Source organism: Pseudomonas sp. ADAK2 (genome assembly GCF_012935755.1).
Classification (GTDB): Bacteria; Pseudomonadota; Gammaproteobacteria; order Pseudomonadales; family Pseudomonadaceae; genus Aquipseudomonas.
On sequence record NZ_CP052862.1, the window covers coordinates 5,441,227 to 5,453,837 of the forward strand.

Genomic DNA, 12,611 nt, shown 5'->3' on the forward strand with positions numbered 1-12,611 from the left:
CTGGGCGGGCCTGTGGCGAGGGAGCTTGCTCCCGCTGGGCTGCGAAGCGGCCCCAAAATCTTGTGAGCGCTGCGCACTCAAGCGGGAGCAAGCTCCCTCGCCACAATGATTGCGCTTCAGTCGAACATGAACAGCGCATCATTGCTGAACTGCGCCTCAAACCGGCTCGCCGGCATCGGCCGGCCGAACAGGTACCCCTGAACCTCATCACACCCATGCTCACGCAGGAAGTCGAGTTGCTCGTGGGTTTCCACACCCTCGGCGATCACCGCCAGGTTCAGGCTGTGGGCCATGGCGATAATGGCCCGGGCAATCTGCGCATCCTGCTCGCCGGACGGCAAACCATCGACAAAGGTGCGGTCGATTTTCAGCACGTCGATCGGGAACTGCTTGAGGTAGTTGAGCGATGAATAACCGGTGCCGAAGTCGTCGACGGCGATGCTCAGGCCGAGGTTTTTCAACCCGGCGAGGATCTGCATCGCCTCACTGACTTCGCGCATCAGGATACTTTCGGTCAGTTCCAGCTCCAGGCAGGCCGGCGGCAGGCCGGTGTCCTTGAGGATGTTGGCGATCCGCGTGCCAAGCTGGCCATCGGAGAATTGCCGCGCCGAAATGTTCACCGAGACCTTCGGCACCCGCACTTTGGCCTGATGCCAGGTCTTGAGCTGACGGCAGGCCTCGCTGATCACCCAGTCGCCGACATCCACCACCAGCCCGAGCTCTTCGAGCACCGGAATGAAATCCCCCGGCGGCACCAGTCCGCGACGGGGATGGCGCCAACGCAGCAGGGCTTCAGCGCCGGTCAGGCGTTTGCCGTCGCCGCTGAACTGCGGTTGGTAATACAGCACGAATTCGTTCTGCTCCAAGGCATGGCGCAAGTCGCTTTCCAGCTCCAGACGCTCGAGGGCGCTGGCGTTCATGTCGGCCTGATAGAACTGGAAGTTGTTCTTGCCACGTTCCTTGGCGTGGTACATCGCGGTGTCGGCGTTCTTCATCAACTGGCTGAGTTCGTTGCCGTCCTGCGGGCTCAGGGCAATCCCGATACTGGCCGTAACAAAGAACTCGCGACCTTCCAGCACAAACGGCTTCACCAGGCTGGCGAGAATCTGTTCCGCCACATGAATCGCCCGGTTCAGCGCCACTTCGCGGTTGATCCGCGGTTGCAGGAGCAAGGTGAACTCATCGCCGCCCATCCGCGCCACGGTGTCGTCATCGTCGACGCATCCGAGCAGGCGCGTGGCCATTTCCTTGAGCATGCGGTCGCCAGCGGCGTGGCCCAGGGAGTCGTTGATCGGCTTGAAGCGGTCGAGGTCGAGGAACATCAGCACCACCCACGACTTCTGTCGTTCCGCCGATTGCAGCGCGGTGTGCAGGCGGTCCTGGAACAGCGTGCGGTTGGGCAGGTGGGTCAGGGCGTCGTAATAGGCCAGGCGGTGAATCCGCTGTTCACTGGCCTTGCGCTCGCTGATGTCGCTGAAGAAGCACACATAACTGGCGAGGTCGCCTTCGTCGTCGAGCACCGCAGTGATGCCGACCCACGCCGGGTAATGCTCGCCATTACGCCGTTTGAGCCAGACTTCGCCTTCCCAGGTGCTGTGCTGATGCAGTTGCTTGAGCACATAACGCAGATGCGCTTCCTGCTGCTCATCGACAGTGAGCATGTTCGGCAACTGATCGAGGACTTGCGACACCGCATAACCGCTGACGCGGCTGAACGCCTCGTTGGCCTGAACAATGTAGCCGGCCGGGTCGGTGATCAGGATCGCCGATGTCGAGTGTTCGAATACCGTGGCCGCCATGCGCAGGTCTTTCTCGGCGCGGCGCTGCTGGCTGATGTCGCGACCGACCCCGAGCACGCCTTCGAAGGCGCCGTGTTCGTCCCACACCAGCACCAGCCGCAGCTCGATGGGGATTTTGCGTCCATCGGCCCGCAGGCAATCGAACAGGAACAACTGGGTCTGCACCTGGCTGCGCAACAACGCCAGTTGATCGGGTTTATCCAGGGCTTTGCTGACCCGGTCCATCAAGCCGTAGATGCCGCTCAGTTGCTGCGGGTTGGCGATGGTCGATTGCCAGCCGTTCTGGAAAATCCAGTCCACGTCATAACCCAACACGGCCTGCACCGACGGGCTGACGTAATTGAGCGACAGCTTGTTGTCAGTGGAGAAAATCACGTCGCTGATGCTTTCGGCGAGCATGCGGTAGCGCTGCTCGCTGTCGCGCAGGGATTCGCTGGCCTCAATCTGTTCGGTGATGTCCTTGGCCACGCCGATGATCCGCGTGACCTGATCGTGCTTGTCCCGGGCCAGGGCCTGTTCGCGAATGTCGAAACGCCGCCAGTTGCCGTCGCGATGACGGAAACGCAGTTGGCATTGCAGCAATTGCGAGTAACCGGCCTGGCGCTGGGTCTGGCGCGAGCGGTGGTAATAGTCGGCGTCTTCGGGGTGCAGGAGGATTTCCCAGAAGTACTCGCCCATCTGATGCAGCTCGGTGCGGTTGTAGCCCAGCGTCTGCCCCAGGTGATGGTTGCTGAAAATCATTCGCTGGCTGATCACGTCCTGCACGTACAGGTGATCCGGCACGGTGCGCACCACGTCGGACCAGAAGCCTTCACGCTCCAGCAGTGACAGTTCGATGAGCTTGCGGCTGGTGATGTCGTTGATGCTCAGGATCACGGCTTTGTAGTCGTGCTGCTCTTCCGGCAGGCGCAGCACCAGCCACAGGTGCTGGTCGCGGCCGTTGTTGTCCTGGAGTTTGATTTCCAGTTCGAGTTGTTTCTGCTGGTTGAGCACGGCCTCCAGCATCTGGTTGCCGATGGCGGTATTGTCCTGTGGACTGCCGTCGATCAGCAGCTTCCAGGCCTGTTCGCAGGAATTGACGTTGAGCAGTTGCAGGGCGACCTGATTGACTTCGGTGATGCGTAGTTCTTGTAGCAACTGCTGACGTTGCTCAGGGACTTCGAGCCAGGTTTTCAGTTGTTCGCTGCTATTGATCTGAGTCTTGTCGAAGAAACTTTTAAGCCCGGATAGGTCGAGCACGCATAGCGCGACGCCGGTGCCTTCGAAAATGTCCTGATAGCGCCGACGCCCTTCGTGCAACTGGCGCTGACGGCGGCGCATGCTCAACAGTGCGATAAACGGCAGCAGGGAGAAGGCCAGGCCCAGCAGACATTTGCCGATGAACGCTGGCAGCAGTTGTTCGAGCACCTGTTGGCGGTCGAACAGCCCGCGCAGTTGCCAGTCGCTGCTGCTCAGGGGCACGGTCAACACGCTGTTGGCCAGGTCATCCTCGCTCAGCGTGCCCGGCTTGACGGCGGGCAGGTTTTCATCGCGGCTGATGATCTGATGATTGACACGGTTTTCCACCAGCCACAGTGGGCGGATGCCGGCTTCGCCCTGTTTGGTCAGCGAGGAGAAAAACGTCGGGGTCAGGCGCAACGCCCAATAACCGCGACTGCTGCCGCTGGCCTGATGCAGCAGCAAGTGCACCACCGAGCCATCATCGGCGTTGCTGAAATAGTGCGCTTGCGAACGGCTGCGCCGCACCAGATCGCTCAGGTAGTCGGCATCCTGGCTGTCGGCGGCGCTGTCGCTGAGGATTTTTCCGGAAGGGCTGAGTAACGCCAGGCTGCGCAGGTCGGGCAGCGATTGCTGCAATTTGCGCAGCAGCATCTGCTGTTCGTCGGCGGATTGCGGTTGCTCGACGATCGGTAGCAGGTTCAGGGCGATCTGCGCGTTAAGCGCCATGTTCAGGCTGACTTGCGAAGCGAGGTCGGCGGTGTAGTCGATGGTGTACTGGCGCTGGTTTTTCTGGGTTTCGCTCAGTTGATCCAGCAGTTGCCAGAACAGCAGCGCGAGCAGCAACAGCACGAGTGTCGCCAGCGCGCCCTTCAGGGTTCCACGCAGGGGGGAGCCGAGCGCGGCAGCCGGTGCACGGGTAGAAAGAGGCGGCGTGACATTAGACAAACTGAAATCCTGCGGTTTGGCTGGACTGGCGCGACGTGCACTATAAGCCGGACGCCCGGAGGGCGGCTAGCATGCCTTGAGTTGTGGCGAAGTGCCAGCCCCTCCCGGCTGGACTGCCACTTGTCATTCAGGTAGCTTTGCCGGTTACGCGGGAGCGTTCCAGCTCCTAGACTCAGACTTTTTCAGCGCGCACGCATTGGTCTATATCAAGCGGACGACGCGCACGGTCTGGCCGGGCTTCGCCTGCGCTCCAATCATTCATCTGTCACTGACCCAAGGTTCTCCATGGCTCAATACGTCTTCACCATGCATCGGCTGGGCAAAGTTGTTCCGCCGAAGCGGGAAATCCTGAAAAACATTTCGCTGTCGTTCTTCCCCGGCGCCAAGATCGGCGTGCTCGGCCTCAACGGTTCGGGTAAGTCCACGCTGTTGAAAATCATGGCGGGCGTCGACACCGAGTTCGAGGGCGAAGCCCGTCCGATGCCGGACCTGAACATCGGTTACTTGCCACAGGAACCGATCCTGGACCCGACCAAGACCGTGCGTGAAGTGGTCGAGGAAGCGGTCAGCGTGATCAAAAACGCCCAGGCGCGCCTGGACGAGGTCTACGCGGCCTACGCTGAAGAAGACGCCGACTTCGACAAACTGGCGGCAGAACAGGCCAAGCTCGAAGCCATCCTGCAAGCCAGCGACGGTCACAACCTGGATCGCCAACTGGAAGTTGCCGCCGATGCGCTGCGTCTGCCGGCGTGGGATGCCAAAGTCGAATTCCTGTCCGGTGGTGAAAAGCGTCGTGTGGCCCTGTGCCGCCTGCTGCTGTCCGCCCCTGACATGCTGCTGCTCGACGAGCCGACCAACCACTTGGACGCCGATTCCGTCGCCTGGCTGGAGCACTTCCTGCACGATTTCCCGGGTACCGTGGTTGCGATCACGCACGACCGTTACTTCCTGGACAACGTTGCCGGCTGGATTCTCGAACTCGACCGCGGCGCCGGTATCCCGTACGAGGGCAACTATTCGGGTTGGCTGGAAGCCAAGTCCGATCGTCTGGCTGCCGAATCCAAGCAGCAGTCGGCCCACGAAAAAGCCATGAAGGAAGAACTGGAATGGGTGCGCAAAGGCGCCAAGGCCCGCCAGTCCAAATCCAAGGCTCGTCTGCAACGCTTCGAAGAAATGCAATCGCAGGAATTCCAGAAGCGCAGCGAAACCAACGAGATCTACATCCCGGCCGGTCCGCGCCTGGGTGACAAGGTCATCGAGTTCAAGAACGTTTCCAAGGGCTACGGCGATCGCGTGTTGATCGACAACCTGTCGTTCTCCATGCCGAAGGGCGCCATCGTTGGCGTGATCGGCGGTAACGGTGCGGGTAAATCCACGCTGTTCCGCATGCTGATGGGCAAGGAAACACCGGATTCGGGCAGCATCGAAGTCGGCGAAACCGTGCAACTGGCGTGCGTTGACCAGAGCCGCGAAGACCTGGACGGCAGCAAGACGGTATTCCAGCAAATCTCCGACGGTTCGGATCAGATCCGCATCGGCAACTACGAGATTCCGTCGCGTACCTACGTCGGTCGCTTCAACTTCAAGGGCGGCGATCAGCAGAAGTTCGTCAAGGACCTGTCCGGTGGTGAGCGCGGTCGCTTGCACCTGGCCCTGACCCTGAAGGAGGGTGGCAACGTCCTGCTGCTCGACGAACCGTCCAACGACCTCGACGTTGAAACCCTGCGTTCCCTGGAAGAAGCCCTGCTGGACTTCCCGGGCGCCGCCATTGTGATCTCTCACGATCGGTGGTTCCTTGACCGTGTGGCGACGCACATCCTGGCGTATGAAGACGACTCGCAAGCGATCTTCTTCGAAGGTAACTACACCGAGTACGAAGCTGATCGTAAAAAGCGTCTCGGCGAAGCGGCTGCCCAGCCACACCGTGTACGGCACAAGAAACTGGCCTGATATCGGGTTGGTTGCATAAAAAACGGAGCCTTTTGGGGGCTCCGTTTTTTTATGGACGTTATTCAGGTAGACCGCGGTGTGGCCTTCGCGGGCAAGCCTCGCTCCTACAGTTTTGCGGTGTGCCGAAATATTGTGTACGACCGCGCCCCCGTAGGAGCGAGGCTTGCCCGCGAAAGCGTCCGTATGGTCACTGAATATCTATACTCAACACCTCAATCACCAAATCCCCCGCCGGCCGCTTCCACAGCACCTCATCCCCGACCTGCGCGCCCAGCAACGCCCGACCCAACGGCGAACCCCAATTGATCAACCCACTGGCCGCCTCCGCCTGATCCTCACCGACCAACTGCACCCGCTGTTCGTTGCCCTGTTCATCGGCAAACGTCACCCAGGCGCCAATCTGCACTTTGTCGGTCGAGGAGGCCGGTACCACCAGCTGAGCGCTTTGCAATCGCTGATTGAAATACCGCCAGTCACGCTCAAGGTCAGCCTGGCGCTGTTTGTCGGCCAGTTCACCTTTGGCGCTCTGTTCATTGAGCAGTTTTTGGACCTCGGCCAGTTTTGCCTGCAATTGGGCAAGCCCGGCGGGGGTGACGTAGTTGGGCTGCGCGCTGACCTGCCGTTCGACTGGCTGATCGGCTTGCGCGGCGGCGTTATCTTCATTGACGAAGGCACGACTCATGGTTTTCTCCCGTTATAGGGTTTGGGCCATGGTCGCAGGGGAATAGTTTCGATGGATGTCTGGCAGCGACCTAGGGCGAGCGAAAAGCCCGGGCGGCGTCCTGGTCTTTCTGTTGCTGCCAGGCGCGTTCGCGGTCGTCCCAATGGTGGCTGCGATAGTCCTCGCGGTCGCGGTTTTCCAGCATCGCCTGGCATTGGCGGAAGCCATCGCCCCAACCCTCGGCGTATTGCTTGTCCTTGAGGTAGCGCGGCACGTTCTTGCGAAATTCGCCGGTCATCGCCCCTGCGGCCTGACGACCACTGACGCAACCGTCGTCGAAACCGTCAGCGAACGCCGGAGGGTAACCCTTGGCGATCAGATCTTCGTGGGTCGACTGGCAACCCGCGCACAACAGCAGCAAACCCAACGCACCCACGCAACGCCACATCTCAGACTCCCGGCCGTTTGACGGCCTATACAGAGAAGTCTAGAAGTCGATTCGTCAGCGGGGTGTGAAAGAAAGATCAAAAGATCGCGGTGGGTCAGTAGTGATACCACTTCACCTCAAGCATCACTTCATTCTCGGGCGAGGCGAGGTGGCTGAATTCACGCTGGGCACTGAGACGCAGCCCCAGGTTGCGCGACAATTCCCACTGCTGGTTCAGGCTTATGCTACGACGCACTTCGCCGTTGGTGAAGAAATCACCCTTGGTCTCCAGGCTGAAGTTGCCCAGCGGATTTTTCCACAACACACCGCTGTTGAAACCGGCCGCGGGCGCGACGAACCCGGCAAAGTCGTTGTTGTGTTCGATGCGCACGGTGCCCAGGGCAAACCCAAGCACATCATCGCCCAACGCCCAGGTCCCGCCGGCACCGCCGTTGACGTGGCTGACCAGGGTTTCATCGTCATGCTTGCCCGGCACCCGTTCCAGGCCACCGGTGACTTGCCACGACAACGGCTGCAACAGCTCATTGCGCGGCGTCAGTGAGCGAATAGTCGCCAAATCCAGTTGCTGCAGTTGCCAGTGATTGCCTTCGTACTGGCGCAGTTTCATCTGCAGGATTTCGATCTGCGCGCCCAGCGGGAAGCTCTCGGCGTTGTCGTTGAGGTCGTGATAGGCCATGCGCAAGCCGTATTCGCCGAAGGCCTTGTCGCCACGGGTGCCGAGGCCGGCCTGCCAGGTGCGGGATTCGTGACCGTCCTCGGGCAAGCCCGGACGCGGGATATCCAGTTCCGGCGGCGGATTCTGATTGATCGCCCGCAACAGTTCGAAACTGCGCTGGGCCCGAGCCGGATCACGCTCCTGGCCGTTGGCGCGGTAGCGTTCCAAACGGTAAGCGGCGTCGACGATCAGTGCTTGCCGGTCGCGCGGCTGCGCTTTGAATTCAGGTGCCTGCAATTGCTTCTGATCGGCGCTGACTTTCAGCACCCATTGCTGTTCTTCAGGATTCAACGGCTCGGCGCGGCTCAGCAATTCACGTTCGCGGGACGGGCGATACTGGATCGATTCCACCAGCCCGGCTTCTTTCACGGCTTTGACGGTATCGGTGGGAATCGCCGTCAGCGGAAATTGCTCGGTCAAGCGCAGACTCGGCCGCGCCACTTGCAGCAGTTCCAGCAGGCGATACGAGCAGTTTTCGTCAAAGAAGAAATAGTCGAACTGTATCTGCTTGAGTTCCCAGACGTGTTCGACCATGCGTTCGGTTTCTTGCTGGGTCAGGTTCAGCCGGTATTCCCACAGGTCGCGGTTCTCGAGACTGCGGTATTCCGAGAGTTTTTCCTGGTAGGGCACAAGCGCAAACAACCCCGGATAGCCGCCCATCAAGCCTTTCCAGGCGTAGAGGATGCTGTTGTCCGAACCTTCGATGTAGGCGCCGAAGTTGATTGCGTAGCTGAGCAGGGCCGTTTGATCGCTTTGCACATTGGCCTGGTCGATGCGCAGCAGGGTGTGGCCAAACATCGATGACGGGCTGTTCAGGTACGCGGCCGGGAAGATCATTACCGCACTGTGGGGCGCGACATCCTTGAACCATTGGGTGAACTCGGCGCAATCGAGCTTCGGCAAATCGCTCAGGTTCAGTTGCGCTTTCAGCCAACGAGTACGGGCCGGGTAGACGCATTGGGCGTGTTTCTCGCCAGCGCTGGCCGGGGCGTACAGCGCCTGAACGGTCGCGGCCAATTCACGATCCGGATGTTCATTGCCGTCGGACGCGAGAAAGAATTTCTTGTCGCTGACATAGCTGCGCCAGCCACCGAGCTTGGCGGTTTCGTAATGGCCCAGGGAAATCCAGAAAGGGTCGTTGGCCAGTTGCTGCAAACGTTGATCGTCGATGTGTGGCGCGGCGGACAGCGGGGCGCAGACACAGAGCGCCAGCCAGGCAAGGCGTTTGAGCATAGTGGGCAACTTAAGTCGGAAGAAACAAAGACCCAAAGAGGGGCAGGTCCAAAAAACAAAAGCCGCTCCCCGAAAGGAGCGGTTGGGTCGAGCTTAAGCTTGAGTCGCGTACTTGGCCAGACGAGGATCGCTCTTCAGGACGGCCAGGGTGTTGGTATGCACGTCGTCAGCGGTCACGTCAGCCTTGCTGAAGATCTGCTGGAAGTGCTCGTGAGTCACAGCGGCGAAGTGCGCACGGTCTTCCGGCGCCACGCCCAGTACCACGGCGTAGGTAGTCAGCGCTTCGCCGTTACCTTTGGCCATGTCTTCAGACAGCTCGTTCATCATGCCATTCATGGCAATCCAGGATTTACCGCCATAAGTCAGCGCAGCATTGGTCGAGCAACCGTTGGTGCCGGAAGTCATACCAAATGTTGCGTTGCCGGAGGTGCCGTTAGTGGTGGATGCCAGGAAGTGAGCCGGGGTGCCACGCTGCCCTTCGAACAGCATGTTGCCCCAACCACAATCCGGGCCGCCTGGCGCCTGAGCCATGGCATTGAGGGATACAACGGTGAAGAGAGTACCGAGAAGAATCCGTTTCATAGCTTTGTTCTCTTTGTGTGCATACCAATGGACAAGGGGTTTGGCGCCAACTCGACGCCAGTGGGCCGGTTATTAGTTCCAGCCGCGCAGTTTGGAGTTTAGGCACGTTCCAAGGGTTCCGTGATTTTTTGCAAAACATTCGCTGCAAAACATTGATTTGGCCCCGCCCCGCGTGGCGATGGCGGTTTGTCTATGCTTTGGCTTGAGGCGCGCCTTGCCAGTCGGGTATGGGCAGCGCCAGAATGCCGCTATCTGCCCCGCCTGATGTAAGGAAGCCCGATGCCTGATCCTGTTGCTGCCAGCTTGCGTCTAGCGCCTGAAGCGCTGACCCGTCCGTTTTCCGCTGAACAGTTCAGCTTCTCTACCACCAATGATCTGGAGCCCTTCCGCGGTGTGCTTGGCCAGGAACGTGCTGTTGAAGCCCTGCAGTTCGGTGTGGCCATGCCACGTCCCGGTTACAACGTCTTTGTCATGGGCGAGCCCGGCACTGGCCGGTTCTCGTTCGTCAAACGCTACCTGAAAGCCGAAGGCAAACGCCTGCAGACCCCGGCGGACTGGGTCTACGTCAATAATTTCGATGAGCCCCGCGAGCCGCGAGCCCTGGAATTGCCATCGGGCACCGCCGGTGCGTTCATCGGTGACATCAACGGTTTGATCGACAACTTGCTGGCAACTTTTCCGGCGGTGTTCGAACACCCGTCCTACCAGCAGAAGAAAAGTGCCATCGACCGCGCCTTCAACCAGCGCTACGACAAGGCGCTGGACATCATCGAACGCCTGGCCCTGGAGAAGGAAGTCGCGCTGTACCGCGACGCCAGCAACATCGCCTTCACCCCGATGAGCGAAGGCAAGGCGCTGGACGAGGCTGAGTTCGCGCAATTGCCGGAAGCCGATCGCGAGCGTTTTCATGAAGACATCTCTGGCCTCGAAGAGCGCCTGAACGAAGAACTTGCCAGCCTGCCGCAATGGAAGCGCGAGTCGAGCAATCAACTGCGCCAGCTCAACGAAGAAACCATCACCCTGGCCTTGCAGCCGTTGCTGTCGCCGTTGTCGGAGAAGTACGCCGAGAACGCGGCGGTGTGCGGTTACCTGCAAGCGATGCAGGTGTACCTGCTGAAAACCGTGGTCGAGCAATTGGTCGACGACAGCAAGGTCGATGCCGTTGCGCGCAAGATGCTGGAAGAACAATACGCCCCGAGCCTGGTGGTCGGTCATTCGGCCAGCGGCGGTGCGCCGGTGGTGTTCGAGCCGCACCCGACTTACGAAAACCTGTTCGGTCGTATCGAATACAGCACCGACCAGGGCGCGCTCTACACCACTTACCGGCAGCTGCGTCCGGGTGCATTGCACCGGGCCAACGGCGGGTTCCTGATCCTTGAAGCGGAAAAAATGCTCAGCGAGCCGTTCGTGTGGGATGCGCTCAAGCGCGCCCTGCAATCGCGCAAGCTGAAAATGGAATCGCCGCTCGGTGAACTCGGCCGACTGGCCACCGTGACCCTGACCCCGCAACACATTCCGTTGCAGGTCAAAGTCATCATCATCGGCGCCCGGCAGCTCTACTACACGCTGCAAGACCTCGATCCGGACTTCCAGGAGATGTTCCGCGTCCTGGTGGATTTCGACGAAGACATCCCGATGGTCGACGAGAGCCTGGAGCAGTTCGCCCAGTTGCTCAAAACCCGTACCTCGGAAGAAGGCATGGCGCCGCTGACCGCCGATGCGGTGGCGCGTCTGGCGACCTACAGCGCGCGTCTGGCGGAACACCAGGGGCGTTTGTCGGCGCGGATCGGCGATCTGTTCCAACTGGTGAGCGAGGCGGATTTCATTCGCCACCTGGCCGGCGATGAAATGACCGACGCCGGCCATATCGAACGTGCGCTCAAAGCCAAGGCCACCCGCACCGGGCGCGTTTCGGCGCGGATTCTTGATGACATGCTGGCAGGGATCATCCTGATCGACACCGATGGCGCGGCGGTCGGCAAGTGCAACGGGCTGACAGTGCTGGAGGTCGGCGACTCGGCGTTCGGCGTGCCGGCGCGGATTTCCGCCACGGTGTATCCGGGCGGCAGCGGCATTGTCGACATCGAGCGTGAGGTCAACCTCGGCCAGCCGATTCACTCCAAAGGCGTGATGATTCTCACCGGGTATCTGGGCAGCCGTTACGCCCAGGAATTCCCGCTGGCGATTTCAGCGAGCATCGCCCTGGAGCAATCCTACGGTTACGTCGATGGCGACAGTGCGTCGCTGGGCGAGGCGTGCACGCTGATCTCGGCCTTGTCGAAAACCCCGCTCAAGCAGTGTTTTGCGATTACCGGTTCGATCAACCAGTTCGGTGAAGTGCAGGCGGTGGGCGGGGTCAACGAGAAGATCGAAGGCTTCTTCCGCCTCTGCGAAGCCCGTGGGCTGACCGGCGAGCAAGGGGCGATCATTCCCCAGGCCAACGTCGCGACGCTGATGCTCGACGAGAAAGTGCTGTCGGCGGTGCGGGCGGGGCAGTTCCATGTCTACGCCGTGCGCCAGGCTGACGAGGCCCTGAGCCTGTTGGTGGGCGAGCCGGCCGGCTCACCGGATGCCGATGGCCAGTTCCCGGAAGGCAGCGTCAACGCGCGGGTGGTGGAGCGCCTGCGGGTGATCGCGGAAATGATCAGCGAAGAAGATCTCAAGGAAGCCGAGAAGGAAATCGCACTGGAAGCGTTGGTCGAAGCCAAACCGGCTTGACCCGCCATGATCGTTCCCACGCAGAGCGTGGGAACGATCTAATCCCTCGTAGGAGCGAGGCTTGCCCGCGAAGGCAATCTGTCAGCCGACATTGATGTCGGCTGATACACCGCCTTCGCGGGCAAGCCTCGCTCCAACAGGTTTTGGGTTATTTTTGATCGTTCCCACGCTCCGCGTGGGAATGCCTCCTGTGACGCTCCGCGTCACGCTTTTAAGGGCCGCGGAGCGTCCTGGGGCTGCATTCCCACGCAGAGTGTGGGAACGATCAGTGCCATCAGTCTGACGTCAATATTCACACAATGACCGCTCGGCGCCTTCTGGTCTCGCTTTGCTTGCGAA

General features: G+C 60.5%; 7 protein-coding genes. 2 read left to right on the forward strand and 5 right to left on the reverse strand.

The genetic code is table 11. The features are described 5' to 3' along the window. Positions 1–116 precede the first annotated feature (116 nt). Positions 117–3,965, reverse strand: coding sequence for a sensor domain-containing protein (locus HKK52_RS25010; protein ID WP_169372990.1), 3,849 nt, complete (start codon positions 3,963–3,965; stop codon positions 117–119). Positions 3,966–4,250: 285 nt separating this feature from the next. Here HKK52_RS25010 and ettA point away from each other — a divergent pair, with 285 nt between their 5' ends. Beyond that, positions 4,251–5,915 (forward strand): energy-dependent translational throttle protein EttA, encoded by a 1,665-nt coding sequence (ettA, locus tag HKK52_RS25015; protein WP_169372991.1) that lies wholly within the window; start codon positions 4,251–4,253, stop codon positions 5,913–5,915. A 187-nt stretch (positions 5,916–6,102) separates the two neighbouring features. Here the strand turns inward: ettA and HKK52_RS25020 are convergent, their stop codons facing one another. The 4 genes from HKK52_RS25020 to HKK52_RS25035 form a co-directional block, all read right to left on the reverse strand. Further along, on the reverse strand, positions 6,103–6,597 hold the full coding sequence (locus HKK52_RS25020) for a GreA/GreB family elongation factor (RefSeq protein ID WP_169372992.1): 495 nt from the start codon (positions 6,595–6,597) through the stop codon (positions 6,103–6,105). A gap of 70 nt (positions 6,598–6,667) precedes the next feature. Continuing rightward, positions 6,668–7,024 (reverse strand): hypothetical protein, encoded by a 357-nt coding sequence (locus HKK52_RS25025; RefSeq protein ID WP_169372993.1) that lies wholly within the window; start codon positions 7,022–7,024, stop codon positions 6,668–6,670. A 94-nt stretch (positions 7,025–7,118) separates the two neighbouring features. Then, the gene (locus HKK52_RS25030) at positions 7,119–8,972 is read right to left on the reverse strand and encodes an Lnb N-terminal periplasmic domain-containing protein (RefSeq protein ID WP_169372994.1); all 1,854 of its coding nucleotides are present in this window, start codon (positions 8,970–8,972) and stop codon (positions 7,119–7,121) included. 93 nt (positions 8,973–9,065) lie between these two features. After that, entirely contained in the window at positions 9,066–9,554 is a 489-nt protein-coding gene (locus HKK52_RS25035; protein ID WP_054051400.1) for a DUF3015 domain-containing protein, read from the reverse strand. Between the two features lie 279 nt (positions 9,555–9,833). Here HKK52_RS25035 and HKK52_RS25040 point away from each other — a divergent pair, with 279 nt between their 5' ends. Continuing rightward, positions 9,834–12,272, forward strand: a complete 2,439-nt coding sequence (locus HKK52_RS25040; protein WP_169372995.1) for a Lon protease family protein — start codon at positions 9,834–9,836, stop codon at positions 12,270–12,272. The last annotated feature ends 339 nt before the right edge of the window (positions 12,273–12,611 follow it).